The 18,341-nt window shown below is 72.0% G+C and carries 17 protein-coding genes and 1 riboswitch; of the genes, 11 read left to right on the top strand and 6 right to left on the bottom strand.

Translation table 11 applies throughout. The annotated features are described in order from the left end of the window. Window positions 1–78: 78 nt before the first annotated feature. The 3 genes from ACFW2G_RS26730 to ACFW2G_RS26720 all read right to left on the bottom strand — a co-directional run bounded on the left by ACFW2G_RS26730 (window position 79) and on the right by ACFW2G_RS26720 (window position 3,559). Window positions 79–720 carry a DUF5995 family protein gene (locus ACFW2G_RS26730; protein ID WP_037926243.1) on the bottom strand — a complete coding sequence of 214 codons (642 nt, stop codon included), beginning with the start codon at window positions 718–720 and terminating at the stop codon, window positions 79–81. Between the two features lie 76 nt (window positions 721–796). Next, window positions 797–2,194 (bottom strand): uracil-xanthine permease family protein, encoded by a 1,398-nt coding sequence (locus ACFW2G_RS26725; RefSeq protein ID WP_037926246.1) that lies wholly within the window; start codon window positions 2,192–2,194, stop codon window positions 797–799. A gap of 126 nt (window positions 2,195–2,320) precedes the next feature. Continuing rightward, window positions 2,321–3,559: an MFS transporter gene (locus ACFW2G_RS26720; RefSeq protein WP_384582646.1), complete on the bottom strand. Its 1,239-nt coding sequence runs from the start codon at window positions 3,557–3,559 to the stop codon at window positions 2,321–2,323. A gap of 62 nt (window positions 3,560–3,621) precedes the next feature. Here ACFW2G_RS26720 and ACFW2G_RS26715 point away from each other — a divergent pair, with 62 nt between their 5' ends. Continuing rightward, complete coding sequence (locus ACFW2G_RS26715; RefSeq protein ID WP_384449336.1) at window positions 3,622–4,764, top strand: ROK family transcriptional regulator; 1,143 nt, start codon at window positions 3,622–3,624, stop codon at window positions 4,762–4,764. Window positions 4,765–4,846: 82 nt separating this feature from the next. On the opposite strand, the gene ACFW2G_RS26710 is transcribed toward ACFW2G_RS26715, so the two are convergent. From ACFW2G_RS26710 to ACFW2G_RS26700, 3 genes are all read right to left on the bottom strand, one after another. Continuing rightward, entirely contained in the window at window positions 4,847–5,617 is a 771-nt protein-coding gene (locus tag ACFW2G_RS26710) for an SDR family oxidoreductase (protein WP_384449339.1), read from the bottom strand. 59 nt (window positions 5,618–5,676) lie between these two features. Then, on the bottom strand, window positions 5,677–6,576 hold the full coding sequence (locus ACFW2G_RS26705; RefSeq protein WP_236647784.1) for an RNA polymerase sigma-70 factor: 900 nt from the start codon (window positions 6,574–6,576) through the stop codon (window positions 5,677–5,679). Window positions 6,577–6,667: 91 nt separating this feature from the next. Next, window positions 6,668–9,025, bottom strand: a complete 2,358-nt coding sequence (locus ACFW2G_RS26700; protein WP_037926259.1) for a chitinase C-terminal domain-containing protein — start codon at window positions 9,023–9,025, stop codon at window positions 6,668–6,670. A 297-nt stretch (window positions 9,026–9,322) separates the two neighbouring features. Then, a riboswitch (FMN riboswitch) is annotated at window positions 9,323–9,452 on the top strand. 213 nt (window positions 9,453–9,665) lie between these two features. On the opposite strand from ACFW2G_RS26700, the gene ribD reads away from it, so the two are divergent. The 10 genes from ribD (at window position 9,666) to ACFW2G_RS26650 (ending at window position 18,337) form a co-directional block, all read left to right on the top strand. Beyond that, window positions 9,666–10,730 (top strand): bifunctional diaminohydroxyphosphoribosylaminopyrimidine deaminase/5-amino-6-(5-phosphoribosylamino)uracil reductase RibD, encoded by a 1,065-nt coding sequence (ribD, locus tag ACFW2G_RS26695; RefSeq protein WP_384582667.1) that lies wholly within the window; start codon window positions 9,666–9,668, stop codon window positions 10,728–10,730. Further along, window positions 10,731–11,360, top strand: a complete 630-nt coding sequence (locus ACFW2G_RS26690) for a riboflavin synthase (RefSeq protein ID WP_384582643.1) — start codon at window positions 10,731–10,733, stop codon at window positions 11,358–11,360. Beyond that, window positions 11,357–12,010 carry a nicotinamide mononucleotide transporter family protein gene (locus ACFW2G_RS26685; RefSeq protein WP_037926265.1) on the top strand — a complete coding sequence of 218 codons (654 nt, stop codon included), beginning with the start codon at window positions 11,357–11,359 and terminating at the stop codon, window positions 12,008–12,010. Before ACFW2G_RS26690 ends, ACFW2G_RS26685 begins: the two co-directional genes overlap by 4 nt. Then, entirely contained in the window at window positions 12,007–13,296 is a 1,290-nt protein-coding gene (locus tag ACFW2G_RS26680) for a bifunctional 3,4-dihydroxy-2-butanone-4-phosphate synthase/GTP cyclohydrolase II (RefSeq protein WP_052031169.1), read from the top strand. Before ACFW2G_RS26685 ends, ACFW2G_RS26680 begins: the two co-directional genes overlap by 4 nt. A gap of 52 nt (window positions 13,297–13,348) precedes the next feature. Then, entirely contained in the window at window positions 13,349–13,834 is a 486-nt protein-coding gene (gene ribH, locus ACFW2G_RS26675; RefSeq protein WP_007262951.1) for a 6,7-dimethyl-8-ribityllumazine synthase, read from the top strand. Between the two features lie 107 nt (window positions 13,835–13,941). Next, complete coding sequence (locus tag ACFW2G_RS26670; protein ID WP_030775422.1) at window positions 13,942–14,223, top strand: phosphoribosyl-ATP diphosphatase; 282 nt, start codon at window positions 13,942–13,944, stop codon at window positions 14,221–14,223. 68 nt (window positions 14,224–14,291) lie between these two features. Next, window positions 14,292–15,140, top strand: coding sequence for an ATP phosphoribosyltransferase (gene hisG, locus ACFW2G_RS26665; RefSeq protein ID WP_037926272.1), 849 nt, complete (start codon window positions 14,292–14,294; stop codon window positions 15,138–15,140). Between the two features lie 71 nt (window positions 15,141–15,211). Next, window positions 15,212–15,676 (top strand): PH domain-containing protein, encoded by a 465-nt coding sequence (locus ACFW2G_RS26660; protein WP_037926275.1) that lies wholly within the window; start codon window positions 15,212–15,214, stop codon window positions 15,674–15,676. Window positions 15,677–15,875: 199 nt separating this feature from the next. Further along, entirely contained in the window at window positions 15,876–17,306 is a 1,431-nt protein-coding gene (locus tag ACFW2G_RS26655) for a hemolysin family protein (protein ID WP_384582640.1), read from the top strand. Then, window positions 17,303–18,337, top strand: coding sequence for a hemolysin family protein (locus ACFW2G_RS26650; RefSeq protein ID WP_384582637.1), 1,035 nt, complete (start codon window positions 17,303–17,305; stop codon window positions 18,335–18,337). Before ACFW2G_RS26655 ends, ACFW2G_RS26650 begins: the two co-directional genes overlap by 4 nt. Window positions 18,338–18,341 lie beyond the last annotated feature (4 nt).

Below are 18,341 nucleotides of genomic sequence, written 5' to 3'. Positions count from 1 at the left end.
GCACGCGGGCCGGCGGTCCGTTCCCGTACCGGGCCCCGAGCGGAGCCCGCGCTTGTCCACGGGGCCGGGCCCCTCCCTTCAGCCGCGGGGAGTCAGCAGGCAGCGGCCGACCAGGCCCACGCATGCGTCCAAGGAGTCCGCGAACTCCTCGGCCAGGTCCGGCGCGCGGCGCAGCGTCCACAGCAGCCGCGCCGCGGACCAGGCACCGGCGCGGGCCCGCTCCAGGCTCCACGAGCCGACCAGGTGGGTCAGCGGATCGGCGATCTCCAGCAGGTCCGGACCCGGCATCAGGTCCTCGCGGATGTGCTCCTCCAGCGAGACCAGCGTGTCGCCGACCCGGTCGAAGTCCGCCTCCAGGGCCCGCGGTTCGCAGTCCAGCTCACCGCAGGTGGCGACCACCGCGAGCGCCAGGTCGTGACCGATGTGGGCGTTGATCCCGGCCAGCGCGTGTTGGAGCGGCCGGATCCCTGGGTGGCGGCGGTACTGCAGCAACGGGCGCCAGCAGGCCGGAGCCCGGTCCGCCTCCACCGCCGCCAGGTACCGCTCCGCGAACCGCACGCTGAGGGTCGCCGCGCGCCGCGGCGCCGGGAAACCCCCGTGCTCGATCCGATGGTGCAGGGCCTCCGTCACCGTCAGGTAGACCCGGTTGAAGACGGCGACACCGTCCCGCGGCGGGAGCCGCTCCTCCAGGGCGCGCATCCGCGCCAGCACCGCTTCCATGGGAGGCAGAGTCGCAGGCGCCGGCACGGATCCGGGGAACTTGGCCGTACGCTTCCCCGGTTCGGGCGAAACCCCGTCAACGGGGCTTGTCCTCCGCCTCCCCGCCGTCGTCATAGCCGGACGTGCCCGCATCGAGCAGCGGTTCCTGCGGCTTCAGGTGCGCGGGGGCGAGGCATCGCAGCGCGTGGTAGCCCCCTATCACCACGATCGTGCCCAGTGCGATGCCGCCCAGCTCGAAGTCGTCGGTGATCTGCAGCTTCACCCCGCCGACGCCGATGATGATGCCCGCGGCGGCCGGGACCAGGTTCAGCGGATTGCGCAGGTCCACCCGGCCGTTGATCCAGATCTGGGCGCCGAGCAGGCCGATCATGCCGTACAGGATGACGGTGATGCCGCCGAGGACGCCGCCCGGGATCGCCGCGACGACCGCGCCGAACTTGGGGCACAGCCCGAAGAGCAGCGCGAAGCCCGCCGCGGCCCAGTACGCCGCCGTGGAGTAGACCCGGGTGGCCGCCATGACGCCGATGTTCTCCGAGTAGGTGGTGTTGGGCGGGCCGCCCACCGCCGTGGACAGCATCGACGCGGCGCCGTCCGCCGCGATAGCCGTGCCCAACATGTCGTCCAGGGGGTCGCCGGTCATCTCTCCCACGGCCTTGATGTGGCCGGCGTTCTCAGCGATCAGCGCGATCACCACGGGCAGGGCGATCAGGATCGCCGACCACTCGAAGGACGGTCCGTGAAAGGACGGCAGTCCGATCCAGTCGGCCTCCGCGACCGCGGAGAGGTCCAGACGCCAGTGGTCCACCGCCGCCGTCCCGCCCACCGTCGAGTGGATCTTCCCGAAGAGCCGGTCGAAGAGCCATGAGATCGCGTAGCCGAAGACCAGCCCGAGGAAGATCGCGACGCGCGACCAGAAGCCCCGCAGGCACACCACGGCGAACCCGGTGAACAGCATGGTCAGCAACGCTGTCCACTGGTCCTGCGGCCAGTACGTCGACGCCGTCACCGGGGCCAGGTTGAAGCCGATCAGCATCACCACCGCGCCCGTCACGATCGGCGGCATCGCCGTGTGGATGACGCGCGCGCCGAAGCGCCGCACCGCCAGACCGGCGAGAAACAGCGCCACTCCGACGACGAACACGGAGCCCGTGACCACGGCGCTGTCTCCGCCCGACGCCCGGATCGCCGCGGCGACACCGACGAAGGACAGCGAGCAGCCCAGGTACGAGGGCACCCGGCCGCGCGTCGCGAGTAGGAAGATCACCGTCGCGATGCCGGACATCATGATGGCCAGGTTCGGATCCAGGCCCATCAGCACCGGCGCGACGAAACTCGCCCCGAACATCGCCACGACGTGCTGGGCGCCCAGCCCGGCGGTCCGCGGCCACGTCAGCCGCTCCTCCGGCCGGACCACCGCGCCGGGGGCGGGGGTCCGCCCGTCTCCGTGCAGGGTCCAGCCCACGCCGAGGCGCATGTTCCACTCCTCTTCACCGGTTGTCCCGGTTCACTGGTTGTCCCGGTCCTCCGGACGCGCACGGCAGCGGCCGCGCACACATCGAAGCCGCAGCGTGACAGGGTGCCGCTGCGGCCAGTCGACATATTACGGCCGGATATCGACAGGTTCATCCCTGCCGGCCGATCCGGCGTTCCCGGCGACCCCGCCCCCGGACTGCCCCGTCACCGGCCTCGGGCGCAGCACCGCGGCGCCGATCACCAGCGCGAACGCCAACACGGTCACCAGCCCGAACGACACGACCAGCGAGGTCGCGTCCGCCACCGCGCCGATCGCCGACGGCGCGATCAGCCCCGACGTGTACGTGATCGTCGCGACACCCGCGATCGCCTGTGCCGGGGCCGGCCCGCTGCGCCCCGCCGCGGCGAAGGCCAGCGGGACCACCACCGCGATGCCGAGCCCGATCAGTCCGAAACCGGCCAGCACCCCCGCCGGATGCCGGACCCCGACGACGAGCAGCCCGCCGAGGGTGGCCAGTACGCCACCCGCGCGGACCGTGCGCACCGGCCCGAAGCAGTCCACCACCCGGTCGCCGACGAGCCTGGCCACGGCCATGGTCAGTGCGAAGGCGGTGGTCGAGGCGGCCGCGAGGCCCGCGTCCGTGTGCAGGACGTCCCGCAGGTAGACCGCCGACCAGTCCAGGCTCGCACCCTCGGCGAACACCGCGCAGAAGCCGATCGCGCCGATCAGCAGCGCGGACCGGGGCGGCAGGGCGAAGTGCGGGGGTGCCTGCGCGTCCCCGTCGCTGCGCAGGTCCAGCACCCCCTGTACGGCGACCAGGCCGCCCGCGGTCAGCACGAGCGCGGCGAACAGGTGGTGTAGCCGGGCGTCGGTGCCGGCGTGCGCGGCGACCGTGCCGGCCGCGGAACCGAGCAGCGCGCCCACGCTCCACATGCCGTGCAGGGAGGACATGATGGAGCGGCCCAGTCGGTTCTCCGTCTCCACGCCCAGCGCGTTCATCGCCACGTCCGACATGCCGGCGGTGGCCCCGTAGACGAGCAGCACCAGGCACAGGACCGGCAGGCTCGGGGCGAGGCTCGGCAGGATCAGCGACAGGGTCCACAGCGCCAGCAGCCCCCGTAGCGCGGCCCGCGCCCCGAACCGGTGGTTGATCCGTCCGGCCAGCGGCATCGCGAGCGCAGCGCCCACGGCGGGGAAGGCGAGCGCGAGCCCGAGGGTGCCCGCGCTGAGCTGGGCGTGCTCCTGGATCCAGGGGATGCGGGTGGCGAAGGAGCCGGTGACCGCGCCGTGGGCGCAGAACACGGTGGCGATGGCGATGCGGGCACGGCGCAGGCGCGCCGGGCTGAGGTCGGTGTCCCCGGTCATGACGCATAAACTATCAGGGAACCTGCCTGATAAATAATGGGCCCGACTCCTAGGATGGCGCCGTGACTCCAGCCCGCACCCCGGTACCGTCCCCCGCCTCACCCAGTACGGCCCGGGCCATCAACGACCGCCTCGCCCTGCAACTCCTCCAGGACTCCGGGCCGCTGACGGCAGCCCAGCTCAAGAACATGACCGGCCTCTCCCGCCCCTCCGTCGCCGACCTCGTCGACCGGCTCACCGCAGCGGGCCTCATCGAGGTCGTCGGCGAATCCGGGGCACAGCGCCGCGGCCCCAACGCCAAGCTCTACGGAATCGTCGCCAGCCGCGCCCACCTGGCCGCGCTCGACGTCCGCACCGACCGGGTCACCGCCGTCGTCACCGACCTGCTCGGCCATCCCCTGGCCGAAGCCGCCCTGCCCGTCGGCGCACCCGAGGACGCCGTCACGGCCCTGCTGCGCACCGCCCACGAGGCCGGTGCCGCCGAACTGCACACCGTCGTCGTGGGCGCCCCGGGCCTCGTCGCCCCCGCCACCGGCGAACTCCGCGACACCATCGGCCTTCCGGCCTGGCACCGTGACCTGGTCACGGCCCTGCAGCGGACCCTGCCCGCCCTCGTCGTCGTAGAGAACGAGACCAACCTGGCCGCCCTCGCCGAGCAGCGCCTGGGCGTCGCCCGCGACCTGGACTCCTTCGTCCTGCTCTGGCTCGGCGCGGGGGTGGGCGCGGCCGTGGTCCTGGACGGCCGGCTGCGCCGGGGCGCCTCCGGCGGCGCGGGCGAGATCGGCTTCCTGCCCGTACCGGGCACCGGGGGCCTCCCCTCGGCCGCCGACTGCGCGGGCGGGTTCCACGCCCTGGTCGGCCGGGACGCCGTCACTGCTCTGGCGCGCCGACACGGCTACGCAGGCCCGGCGGAGCAGGCCGTCACTGGAGCCGCCGGCGAGCTCTTCCTCGAAGCCCTCGCCGAACGCCTCGCCCTGGGCGCCGCGGCCGCCGCGGCCCTCCTCGACCCCGGCTGCGTGGTCCTCGCGGGAGAACTCGGCCGCGCGGGCGGTCCCGCCCTGGCCGCCCGGGTCTCCCACCGCCTGGCGAAACTGACCCCGGTCCCGACGGAGATCCGTGCCACGACCCTGGGCGACCCGGCGGTCCTGGCCGGTGCCCGCCTGGCGGCCCGCGAAGCGGCCCAGGGCGTGCTGTTCGGGACGTGAGGGCCGGGCGGGCCCCGCCGCGCCGATCGATCACGGTCGTGCTGGAGCCCCTCGCCGCAGCCCCCGCCCACCGAAGCCGCCCTCAGGCCTTCGTCCCCGCCCCGCCGTGTCCCCGCCGTGCCGCGAACTGCTCGAACGTCTCGTGGCCGACCGCGTGCGTGGGGGCCAGGTGGCCGCCCCGGCGGAAGGCGGCGTAGGTTCTGCCCGCCAGGGGGAGGGGGAGGACGCGGCGGGTGCGGCCGGTCGCCCGCAGGTAGACGCGGGCCAGGTCCGGCAGGCTACGGATCTGCGGCCCGCCCATGTCCGGGACCCGACCTGACGGGGTCGGGACCGCCAGCTCCGCCAGGCGGGCGGCGACCTCGCCCACCGCGATGGGCTGTACGGATACGCCCTTGGGGATCGGTGCGACGGGCAGCTTGGCGGCCGTGTCCGCCACCATCGCCACGAGGTCGTGGAACTGTGTCGTGCGCAGGATCGTCACGCCCAGCCCCGACGCCTCCAGCAGTCGCTCCACCCGGAGCTTGCGCTTGTAGTAGCCGAGCGGGACCGCGTCCACCCCGACGATCGAGATGTAGACGATGTTCGCGACGGTCCCGGCCCGCCGGGAAGCCTCGATCAGGTTCCCGGCGGCCATGTCGTCGCCCTTGCCGGCCCCGCGCGTGTTGCTCGCGCAGTGCACGATCACCGCCGCGCCCGACAGCGCCGCGTCCAGGCCGCTGCCGTCCCGGAGGTCGACGGGGTGGTCCGGGGCGTGTCGGCTGAGCACGCGGACGTCGTGCCCGCCCGCCCGCAGCCGTTCGGCGACGAGTGAGCCGAGCGTTCCGGTGCCTCCCGTGACGACGATGGTGCCCATGGTGCCGGTCCTTCCCTGGTGGTGTGCGGGGTGTGTCCACCAACTGGACCGGACAGCCTTCAGGAATGTGACAGCTGCCGCCGGATGAATTCCAGCTTCTCCGGGTTGACCACCGTGCTGATCTCGCTGACCAGCCCATTCTCGAATTCCACCAGCAGAACTGCCACCTCGCCGAAGAGCAGCGCGGGCGATCCGTTGACCTCCGCGACGCTGACCGGCACCCCGGCCACGTACTTCGCCATGGCGCCCATCGCGAAGCGGGCCACGTTGTCGCGCCCCAGGATCGGCCGCCGCGCCGCGTTGACCACGCCGCCGCCGTCCGACACGTACCGCACGTCGGCCGCCAGCACCCCCTCCAGTCGGGTGAGGTCCCCGCTCTGTGCGGCGGCCAGGAAGCTGTCCACGAGCCCCTGCCACCGCTCCGGATCGGCGGAGAACCGCTTTTCCGGCGCGGCCTCGCGCTCGGCGGCGATCCGGCCCGCCGCGCGCCGGTAGATCTGACGGCAGTTGGCCTCCCCGAGGTCGAGGAGGCCGGCGATCTCCCGGTGGCTGTAGGCGAAGGCCTCGCGCAGCACGTACACGGCGCGTTCGACCGGGGTGAGCTGCTCCAGCAGCAGGAGCAGGGCCATGGACACGCTGTCCCGCTGCTCCGCCGACTCCAGCGGGCCGAGGGTGCCGTCCCCGGTGAGGACCGGTTCCGGCAGCCAGGGGCCGACGTACCTCTCGCGCTTGGCCCGCGCCGAGGTGAGGCTGTTGAGGCAGAGGTTGGTGACGACCTTGGCCAGCCAGGCCCCCGGGTGCTCGACGGCGGCCCGGTCCGCGGAGTCCCAGCGCAGATATGCGTCCTGCACGATGTCCTCGGCCTCCGCGGCGGAGCCGAGCATGCGGTAGGCGATGCCGAACATCCGGGGCCGGTGTTCCTCGAAATCCGCTACGGACGGGGCGACATGTGTGATCACCGGGCCAGCCTACGAGGCCGGGTCCGGCGGGAAGGCGGGAGGACCCGGTGGCCGCCGGGCCACCGGGTCCCCTCACGTTCTCGGCGGGCGCTCAGCAGGCGCCCTGGTCCTTCCAGACGCCCCATTCGCCGGTGGTGCCGGGTTCCTCGTTCTGGGTCCACCACTGGGCCTTCCAGTTGTGGCCCTGGTGGGAGACGACGTTGCCGCTGTTGTAGATCGTGCCCGCGACGTACGCCGGGTTGGTGCAGGTCCCGCCGGTCGGCGGCGGGGTCGTGGGGGGTGTGGTGGGAGGTGTGGTCGGGGGAGTGGTGGGCGGGGTGCTGCCGCCGCCCGGCTCGCCGACCGTGGTGCCGCGCGCCAGGTCACCGGCGAGCGCGTACGTCGTGCCGGAGATGTTCACCGTCCAGTTGGAGGGGGTGGACACCGGCAGGTAGTAGTTGAAGGCCAGGTCGACGGAGGCGCCCGGGGCCAGGGACTGCCAGGCCGGGAGCTTCAGCGACACCCGGTGGAAGTCGCCCTTCAGGCCGCCCACGTTGCTCCCCGTGTGGCCACTGCTGATGATCTTCGTGCCGAAGCCGGACTGGTCGGAGGCGTTGTTCGGGGCCGAGGTCGAGTAGTCGAACTGGAACTCGGTTCCGCCGGGCAGTGCCGTCCCCGTGTTGTTGGTGATCTTGATCTTCGGGGTGATCGGGTAGTTCGAGTCGCCCAGCTTGAACTCGGTGAACTGCGTGGTGATGTCCACGGCCCGGGTCGGCAGGGCGGTGGCGCCCGCCTTCGTCGCACCGTACGGGGCGGCCGCCTTGAACTTGTCGTACATCAGCGAGGTGAGCGTCGAGCCCATCTCGTACTGGCCCTTGGCCGCGTTCCAGCCGTAGTCGCCGGCCATCTCCCAGACCATCGTGCCACCGATGCCGCGGTCCACCACGTAGTCGGCCTTGGCGGCCACCGACTGCTCGTCCTCGGTGGAGAGGAAGACCTTCTTCTGCGCGTTCCACAGCCACGGCGCGACCAGGGTCGAGTCGTACTTGCGGGTGTAGGTGCCGGTCAGGGAGGTGTTCGCCGGGAAGCCGTACTGGGTGACGTAGTCGCCGACGATCCCCTTCTCCAGGTTCTTGGCGTGCCACATCGGGTTCGAGCCGGCCGGGGACTCGTTGCCGTTGTCGTCCTTGTCGTGCCACAGGTTGTCGATGCCGACCGCGCCGTCACCGCACTTGGTCAGCCCCGAGCCGGCCGGGCAGCTGGTCGCCGCGGCCTTGCCCCACAGGCCGTCGGTGCCGCCCTGCACGTTCTTGTGGCCGCGGGTGTAGTAGGGCAGGCCGATGTTGATCCGGCCGGCCGGCATGGAGCCGCGGAAGTAGTGGTATGCCCAGTCCGTGTTGAGGTAGCCGATCCCGCCGTACTGCTGGGAGCCGTAGACGCCGGCGGCGGCGAGCTCGCCGTCCTTGCCGTCGTCGAAGAGCGAGGCGTTCGGGCCCACGTACTCGTTCCAGGCGCCGTGCAGGTCGTAGGACATGATGTTGACGTAGTCCAGGTACTGCTGCATCTGGAACGTCTCCATGCCGCGCAGCAGGTAGCCGGAGGAGGGTGCTGCGACGGTCAGCAGGTAGTGCTTGCCGTCGGCGGCGCCGGCCGCGTCCAGCTTCTGGCGCAGGCTCTTCATGAGGGCGTCGTAGCCCTTGACCAGGCCGGCCCGGCGGGCGTTGGCGATCTGCCAGTCCAGCGGATTGCCGGCGTCCTTCATCGTGGTCGGGTACTCGTAGTCGATGTCGACGCCGTTGAACCCGTACGTGCGGATGAAGTCCACCGAGGACTGGGCGAACGTGTCGATGCCCGCCTGGTTGACGGAGCCGTCCGCGTGGGTGGCCATGCTGTAGAAGCCGCCGGAGGCCACGCGCTTGCCGTCCGCGCCGAAGTAGCCGCCGGTCTCGGCCCAGCCGCCGACGGAGATCAGGGTCTTCACGTCGGGGTGCTGCTTCTTGTACTTCGTCAGCAGGTTGAAGTGGCCCTTGTAGGGGAGCGACGGGTCCATCTCGGCCCCGGCGACGCCCGGCCAGGTCATCCCGGTGGCCTCGTTCGTCGCACCGTCGGCGCCGACCGAGATCTTGTTGTCGCTGCCGACGTGCGCGAACGCGTAGTTGATGTGGGTGATCTTGTCCCACGGGATGTTGTTGACCAGGTACGACGGCTGGCCGTTCTTGCCGGTGCGCCAGCCGGTGAAGTAGCCGATGACGCGGCGCTGGTGGTCGGCGCCCATCTTCTCGCGGCCCTCGGTGTCGTAGACCGAGCAGTACGGGACGTCGACACCGGCCGTCTTGTAGAGGCCGTCGGGGCGACAGCTCTCGTTGTCTGCCGCGTGCGAGACGCCCGCGGAGAGTCCGCCGACCAGCAGTCCGGCGATTGCGGCACCGGATGCCAGGAGCAGCGCTCTCGCGCGTGTGGGGGACAGCATTGTGCCTCCTGGGGAGGGGAGGATGCAGGACACGAATGGACACAACATGGAGCAACGTGACTGGTGCAGAAGCTTGTTGGCCCGTGACGTGCGCACATCTGACGGGCTGTTCCCGGGGAGATGAAGGGAACGTTAAAAGGACTAGACCAACCCGTCAATAGGTCTGGACCAGTCGCGCCACTACTTGTCCTGGTTCGCGCCGGGGCGCCCCCGGAGTCACCCTCTGTGAGCCAGGCCACATCGCATCCCCCGCATGGCGGGCGATCGGTCGTGGCAAACTGGCTGGAGTACCAGTAGCAGCGCACTCCGGGGTCGGTGTAATTCCGAACCGGCGGTATAGTCCGCGACCCGTCCGCAGCCAGCGGCCGGTTGACCAGGTGAAATTCCTGGACCGACGGTTAAAGTCCGGATGGGAGGCAGTGCGCGGCGGGCCAGTCACCGGTACGCCGCCGTCGGCGGTTCATCGGCACATCCCCCCGGATGTGCCCGGTCGAGCCGTTGTTCCGGCCTCGGCGTCCCCGTGTGGGCTGTTCCGCTCCATCTGTCGTATCCCGACAGGCCCCGGAGTCCGTGCCCGATGAGGCAGGAGGACCCGGTGGCGACACACGCCGCGCACGCACCCGACGCGGGTACCCGTGCCATGCGACGGGCCATCGCACTCGCCGCCCGCGGACTCGGCTCCACCAGCCCCAACCCGGTCGTCGGCTGCGTCATCACCGATGCCCGCGGCGCCGTCGTCGGCGAGGGCTGGCACCAGCGGGCCGGCGGCCCGCACGCCGAGGTCCACGCCCTGCGCGCCGCAGGCGCCGCCGCCCGCGGCGGCACGGCCTACGTCACCCTCGAACCCTGCAACCACACGGGCCGCACCGGCCCCTGCGCACAGGCCCTCGCTGACGCCGGCGTTGCCCGCGTGGTCTACGCAGTCCCCGACCCGAACCCGCAGGCCAGCGGCGGTGCGGCCACCCTGCGCGCCGCCGGGATCGAGGCCGAGGCCGGACTGCTGCGGGCCGAGGCGGAGGCCGGTAACACCGCCTGGCTGACCTCCGTACGCCTCGGCCGCCCCCACGTGACCTGGAAGTACGCCGCCACCCTCGACGGCCGCAGCGCCGCCGCCGACGGCAGCAGCCGCTGGATCAGCTCCGCAGAGTCCCGCGCCGACGTCCACCGGCTGCGCGCCCAGGTCGATGCCGTCCTGGTCGGCGGCGGCACCCTGCGCGCCGACGACCCGCACCTCGCCGTCCGCGGCGTCGACGGTGCCACCCAGCCCCTGCGCGTGGCCCTCGACACCCGCGCCGCCGTCCGGCCCACCGCCCGCGTCCTCGACGCCGCCGCACCCACCCTGCTGGTCGTCGCCGACGATGCCGACACCCGCCACCTGCCCGGCGTCGACCTGCTCCGGCTGCCCCCGCGCGACGGCCGCATCCCGCTCGACCGACTCCTGGCCGAGCTGTACGCCCGCGGCGTGCGCTCCCTGCTCCTGGAAGGCGGACCCACCCTCGCGGGCGCCTTCCTCGAAGCCGGGGCCGTCGACCGCGTCGTCGGCTACCTCGCCCCCGCCCTGCTGGGCGCCGGCCCCGCCGCCCTCGGCGCCGCCGGCATCACGAACATCACCCACGCCCTGCGCCTCGACATCACCGAGGTCGTCCGGGTGGGCCCCGACCTGCGCATCACCGCCCTTCCATCCACCGCCCCCAAGGAGCACTGAGTGTTCACCGGAATCGTCGAAGAACTGGGCGAGGTCACCGCCGTCGAGCCGCTCCGGGAAGCCTCCCGCTTCCGGCTGCGCGGCCCCCTCGTCACCCAGGACGCCAAACACGGCGACTCCATCGCCGTCAACGGCGTCTGCCTTACCGTCGTGGAGACCGCCGACGGCGAGTTCACCGCCGACGTCATGCAGGAGACCCTCAACCGCTCCAGCCTCGGCGCCCTGACCGCGGGCTCCCGGGTCAACCTGGAGCGCCCGATGGCCCTCGGCGGACGGCTCGGCGGCCACCTGGTCCAGGGCCACGTCGACGGCACGGGTGAGATCCTTTCGCGCACCCCCTCCGAGCACTGGGAGATCGTCAAGGTCGCCCTCCCGGAGCACCTCTCCCGCTACGTCGTCGAGAAGGGCTCCATCACCGTCGACGGCGTCAGCCTCACTGTCGTCGAGGCCGCAGCCGACTGGTTCACCATCAGCCTCATCCCCACCACCCTCGCGCTGACCACCCTCGGCATCAAGCAGCCCGGCGACCCGGTCAACCTGGAGGTCGACGTCCTCGCCAAGTACGTCGAGCGCCTGCTGGCCGCCGGCGTCGACCCGCTGCGCGCCGACCCGGCGGGAGACTCCCAGTGACCGCCCTGAACTGGCTCAACGCGGAGGCCTTCACGGTCCTCGGCCAGCAGGTCATCTGGTCCGACATGATCGGAAACCTGATGGGCCTGGCCGCGCTCGCCCTCGGCTGGCGCCGCTCCATATGGACCTGGCCCGCCCAGCTGCTGTCCGGCCTCATCCTCATCGCCGCCTACGCCTCCGCCCACCTCGCCGGTGGCGTCGGCAAGCAGCTCCTGGTCATCGGCGTGGCCGTCTTCGGCTGGCGCGCCTGGCAGAGCGGCCGACAGCGGGCCCAGGACGGCTCCATCGCCGTGCGCACCGCCACCTGGGCCGAACGCGGACTGCTCCTCGCCGCAGCGGCCCTCGGCACGCTCGCCGTCGGCGGCCTCTTCACGCTCTACCCGGCACTCTCCTGGAGCCCCTGGGCCGACGCCTACATCTTCGTCGGCACCATCGTCGCGATGGTGGCCCAGGCCCGCGGCCTCGTCGAGTTCTGGTTCGCCTGGCTCCTCGTCGACCTCGTCGGCGTCCCCCTCGCCTTCACCGGCGGCCTGGCCTTCTCCGGACTGGTCTACGTCGTCTACTTCGCCCTCGTGGTGTGGGGTGCCTACGACTGGTACCGGCGCTCCCGCACCAACCCCGCCCCGGCCCTCGAAGGAGCAGCGGCATGACCAGCCTCAAGCCCGTGCCCGACATCCCCGAAGAGACCTTCCGCCTCGACCCCGTCGAGCAGGCCGTCCGCGACATCGCCGCAGGCCGGCCCGTCGTCGTGGTCGACGACGAGGACCGCGAGAACGAGGGCGACCTCGTCATCGCCGCCGAGATGGCCACCCCCGAGATCATCGCCTTCATGATGAGCGAGTGCCGGGGCCTGATCTGCGCCCCCATGGAGGGCTCCGAGCTGGACCGGCTCGAACTCCCCCAAATGGTGCAGAACAACACCGAGTCGATGAAGACCGCCTTCACCGTCTCCGTCGACGCGAGCGCCGCCCACGGCGTCACCACCGGCATCTCCGCCGCCGACCGCGCCACCACCCTGCGGCTCCTCGCCGACGGTGTCAGCGGCCCCGGCGAGTTCGTCCGCCCCGGCCACGTCTTCCCGCTGCGCGCCAAGCCCGGCGGCGTCCTGGTCCGCAACGGCCACACCGAGGCCGCCGTCGACCTCGCCCGCCTCGCGGGCCTGCGCCCGGCCGGCGCCATCGTGGAGATCGCCGGCGAGGACGGCGTCATGCTGCGCCTGCCCGAGCTGATCCCCTTCGCCCGCAAGCACGGCCTGACGATCATCTCCATCGAGGACCTGATCGCCTACCGCCGCTCCGCCGAGCCCAAGGTGCGCCGCGAGGCGGAGGTCAACCTGCCGACCGCCTTCGGCGAGTTCACCGCCCACGGCTACCGCTCCACCGTCGACGGCGTCGAGCACGTCGCCCTCGTCCACGGCGAGATCGGCGACGGCTCCGACATCTTGGTCCGCATGCACTCCGAGTGCCTGACCGGCGACATCTTCGCCTCCCAGCGGTGCGACTGCGGCCCCCAGCTGCACGCCTCCATGGAACGGATCAGGACCGAGGGCCGCGGCGTCGTCGTCTACCTGCGCGGCCACGAGGGCCGCGGCATCGGACTGCTGTCCAAGCTGCGCGCGTACGAGCTCCAGGAGCGCGGCCGCGACACCCTCGACGCCAACCTGGAGCTGGGACTGCCGGCCGACGCCCGCGACTACGCGGCCGGCGCGCAGATCCTCGCCGACCTCGGCGTGCACAGCGTCCGGCTGCTGACGAACAACCCCGACAAGTCCGCGGCCCTGGAGGCACACGGCATCACGGTCGCCAGCCGGGAGTCGATGCCGGTCGAGGCCGGCGAGCACAATCTGCGGTACCTGCGCACCAAGCGGGACCGGATGGGCCACGACCTGCCCTGGCTGGACGGGACAGTGACCACGTCCGCCTGCGGCAACCAGTGAGCACGCACCACCACCCCGTACGTACCACCACCCACCACCGAGGAGCAGAGCTGTGAGCGGCAAGGGCGCACCCGAACTGAGCGTGAAGAACTGCGGAGACCTGCGCGTCGCCGTGATCGCGGCTCAGTGGCACGAGAAGGTCATGGACGGACTGGTCGACGGAGCCCTGCGGGCCCTGCACGAGCTGGGCATCGACGAGCCGACGCTGCTCCGGGTGCCCGGCAGCTTCGAGCTCCCGGTCGTGGCGAAGGTACTGGCCGGCCGAGGCTACGACGCCATCGTCGCCCTCGGCGTGGTCATCCGCGGCGGCACCCCGCACTTCGACTACGTCTGCCAGGGCGTCACCCAGGGCCTGGTCCAGGTGTCGATCGACACCGGGGTTCCCGTCGGCTTCGGAGTGCTCACCTGCGACAACGACGAGCAGGCGCTGGACCGTGCCGGCCTCGAAGGCTCGAACGAGGACAAGGGGCACGAAGCGGTCACCGCCGCCGTCTCCACCGCGATGACCCTGCGTACCGTGAGCGAGCCCTGGCGCTAGGGGGCGTCCTGCCGGTCAGGCCGGTCCCGACCGGCACGACATCCCCTGGTCCACAGAGTGAACCCCGGCACCGGGACACCCGGGTGAGCCCGTACTCTAAGGACATCATGGCGAACAAACCCTCCAAGACCTTCGAAGAGCTCTTCACCGAGCTCCAACACAAGGCCGCCGAAGGCGACCCCGGCACCTCCCGCACCGCCGAACTCGTCCACAAGGGCGTCCATGCCATCGGCAAGAAGGTCGTCGAGGAGGCCGCCGAAGTCTGGATGGCCGCCGAGTACGAGGGCAAGGAAGCGGCCGCCGAGGAGATCTCCCAGCTGCTGTACCACGTCCAGGTGATGATGGTCGCGCGCGGGATCTCCCTCGACGACGTCTACGCACACCTCTGAGTCCGGGCCGCCCGCCGGCCCGTTCCCCAGCACGTCCACCCTGCACACCACGCATCAAAGGAAGCCCCATGCTGCGCATCGCCGTCCCCAACAAGGGTTCACTCTCCGGACCGGCGTCGGCGATGCTCCATGAGGCCGGCTACCGGATGCGCAAGGAGTCCAAGGAACTCGTGGTCGTCGACCCCGAGAACGAGGTGGAGTTCTTCTACCTCCGCCCCAAGGACATCGCGATCTACGTCTCCTCGGGCAAGCTCGACATCGGCATCACCGGCCGTGACCTGCTGCTCGACTCCGGCGCCAGCGCCGAGGAGATCCTCCCGCTGAACTTCGGCCGCTCCACCTTCCGCTACGCCACCACCCCCGGAACCGCGAAGGGCCCCGAGGACTTCACCGGCCTGACGATCGCGACCTCGTACGAGGGAATCGTCGCCAAGCACCTGGCCGACCAGGGCATCGACGCCTCCGTCGTCCACCTCGACGGCGCTGTCGAGACCGCCATCCAGCTCGGTGTCGCCCAGATCATCGCGGACGTCGTCGAGACCGGCACCAGCCTGCGCAACGCCGGCCTGGAGGTCATCGGCGAGCCGATCCTCACCTCCGAGGCCGTCGTCATCCGCGGCAACGGCGCCGACGCCGAGGACCCGCAGGTCCAGCAGTTCCTGCGGCGCCTCCAGGGCGTCCTCGTGGCCCGCAGCTACGTGATGATGGACTACGACTGCCGCGCCGAGCACCTCGAGCGCGCCGTCGCCCTCACCCCGGGCCTGGAGTCGCCGACCGTCTCCCCGCTCCACAACGAGGGCTGGGTCGCGGTCCGTGCCATGGTCCCCGCCAAGGAGGCCCAGCGCATCATGGACGACTTGTACGAGCTGGGCGCACGCGCGATCCTCACCACCTCGATCCACGCCTGCCGCCTGTAGGGGCAGTTCGCCGGCCCCCGGGCCGACACACCGCCTCCTCCTCCGCACGCCGCACCAGAAGGCAACGCACCATGGCCGAGTCCGCCGCCCCGCCCGCACCGCCCGCCCTGCCGGTCACCTTCCGGCCGACCCGCACCCGGGTGGTCCTGCTGGGCGTCGGACTCGCCATGTTCGCCACCATCACGGCCATCGCCGTGATGCTGGAACGCCTCCAGCCGGGCGAGCGGATCAGCTTCGTGTTCACGGCCGTCCTGCTGACCTCCGTCCTCGTCCTGCTCAGCCGCCCCAAGGTGGTCGCCGACGAGGACGGCGTGACCGTCGTCAACCTCACCAACACCCGCCGCCTGGCGTGGGCCGAGATCCTCCGGGTCAACCTCCGCCCCGGCGACCCGTGGGTGTTCCTGGACCTCAGCGACGGCACCAGCCTGCCCGTGCTCGGCATCCAGCCGGGCGTGGCCCGGCAACAGGCCATCCGCGACGCGCGCGCCCTGCGCGCCCTCGCGGAAATCCGGGGAACCGGCACGGACGACAGCTGACCCCGCCGAACCTCGTCGCCGCCTACCGTTGCGGCCAGGATCCCAGTGACTACCCTGGTGGCGGGGCGCAGCCGTGCGCCCTCCCACCGGCCCCGGACCCCGAGGCCCGCGGGCACCTGCAACTTGAGGAGTGACTCCCTCCAGCAATGGACGGATCGTCCGGTAATACCCGCGCCGCCCTCTCCGCGGAGGCGGCGGCATGACCATCCCGCTACTCCTGCTCGCGGCGGCCTTCGCCCTGATCCTCGCCAACGGATTCTTCGTGGCGGCCGAGTTCGGCCTCGTCACCGTGGAACGCCCCGAGGCCGAGCGCGCCGCAGCCGACGGAGACCGCCGTGCCCGCACGGTCGTCAAGGCCCTGCGTGAGCTGTCCTTCCAGCTCTCCGGCACCCAGCTCGGCATCACCATCACCTCCCTCGTGGTCGGCATGCTCGCCGAGCCCGCCCTCGCCGCACTGCTGGCCGGGCCGCTCTCCGCGACCGGCCTCCCGAAGGGAGCCGTCTCCGGCGTCGCCGTCGTCATCGGCATGCTGCTCGCCTCCGCCGTCCAGATGGTCGTCGGCGAGCTCGTCCCGAAGAACTGGGCGGTCTCCCGGCCCCTCCAGGTGGCCCGCTTCGTCGCCGGCCCGCAACACGTCTTCTCGCGCGTCTTCCGGCCGGTCATCGCCGGTCTCAACGCCGTCGCCAACCGGCTCGTACGGGCCCTCGGCGTGGAGCCCACCGAGGAGATGGCCTCCGCCCGCACCCCGGGTGAACTGGTTTCCCTGGTACGCCATTCGGCCCAAGCCGGCGCCCTCGAACAGGACACCGCCGACCTCTTCGTCCGGACCCTGTCGCTGGGCGAGCTCACCGCCCAGCACGTCATGACCCCCCGGGTGAAGGTCAGCGCCCTCCAGCACACGGCCACCGCGGCCGACGTGCTCAACCTGACGCGGGCCACGGGCCTGTCCCGCTTCCCCGTCTACCGCGAACGCATCGACGAGATCACCGGCGTGGTCCACCTCAAGGACGCCCTCGCCGTCGCCGAGACCGAGCGCGACCGCATCAGCGTGGGCCGGATCTGCGTCCCCCCGCTGCTGGTGCCCGGCTCCCTGCCGGTGCAGCCGCTGCTGGAGCGGCTGCGCAGCGAACAGCCGATGGCCGTCGTCGTCGACGAGTACGGCGGCACCGCCGGCGTCGTCACCCTGGAGGACATCGTGGAGGAACTCGTCGGGGAGGTACGCGACGAGCACGACCTGGCCGAGGACGAGACCCCCGAACTCGCCGCCGTGGCCGCCGAGGACGGCCGCCCCTCCTGGGAGGCCGACGGCAGCTGCCGCGTGCAGACCCTGCGTCGGATAGGCCTGGAGGTGCCCGAGGGCCCCTACGAGACCGTCGCCGGACTCGTCGCCGACCTGCTCGGCCGGATCCCCGCCCCCGGGGACCGCGCGGATCTCCCCGGATGGAAGCTGTCCGTCCGCAGGGTCGGCCGCAACCGGGCGGAACGCGTCCGGCTGGTCCGGCTGGCGGCCGTACCCGCCGCCGGGGGGCTCCGGAAGCCCGCGGGCCCCGCCGGCGCCGCCGTGCCCGGCTCCGGCCGCCGCGGCGAGCACGCCCCGCAGCGGGCCGAACTGGAAGGCGCCGCCCGGTGAACGCCCTCCAGCTCGTCTTCGCACTGCTCCTCGTCCTTGCCAACGGCTTCTTCGTCGGCGCCGAGTTCGCTCTGGTCTCCGTACGGCGCAGCCAGATCGAGCCGCTCGCGGCGGAGTCCAAGAGGGCCCGCCAGGTGCTCCACGGCCTGGAGAACCTGCCCCTGATGATGGCCGCCGCCCAGTTCGGCATCACCATCTGCTCGCTCACCCTCGGCGCGGTCGCCGAACCCACCGTGGCCCGGCTGCTGGAGCCCGTCTTCCACGCCGTCCACGTGCCGCAGGGGCTGATCCACCCGCTCGGCTACGCCCTCGCGCTCGCCGCCGTGATCTTCCTGCACCTGGTCATTGGCGAGATGGTCCCCAAGAACCTCGCCATGGCCGCCCCCGAGAAGACCGCCCTGTGGTTCAGCCCCGGCCTGGTCGCCTTCGCCCGCCTCTGCGGGCCGGTCACCACCGCGCTCGGGGCCTGCGCCAAGCTGGTCCTGAAGCTCTTCAAGGTCGAGCCCAAGGACGAGGTCGAGGCCGCCTACACCTCCGCCCAGCTGGGCCGGCTCCTCCAGGACTCCCGGCAGGCCGGACTCCTGGAGCAGGTCGAACAGGAGCGGCTGGAGGACGCACTGGAACTGGGCAGCCGCCCCGTCACCGACGTCCTCCTCGACCGGGACCGCCTGGTCACGGTCGGCCCGGCCGTCACCCCGCGGCAGATCGAACAACTGACCGTGCGGACCGGCTACTCCCGGTTCCCCGTCCGGGCCGACAGCGGAGCCTTCATGGGCTACCTCCACGTCAAGGACGTACTGGACCTGGAGGATCGGGAACGGGCCGTGCCCCAGCGGGTCTGGCGCCGCATGACCACACTGTGCGCCACCGTCCCGCTGGACGACGCCCTCGGCGTCATGCGCCGCGACGCCACCCATCTGGCCCAGGTCGCGGACCAGGCGGGCCGGGTCCTCGGCCTGGTCGCCCTGGAGGACGTGCTGGAGATGCTGGTCGGAGAGGTCCGCGACCCGGCGCACCGGGTTCCGGCCTGACCGG

Source organism: Streptomyces sp. NPDC058880 (assembly GCF_042742535.1).
Taxonomy (GTDB): domain Bacteria; phylum Actinomycetota; class Actinomycetes; order Streptomycetales; family Streptomycetaceae; genus Streptomyces.
The sequence above is the reverse complement of the archived record's forward strand: the minus strand, read 5'-3'. Positions and strand labels throughout refer to the sequence as shown.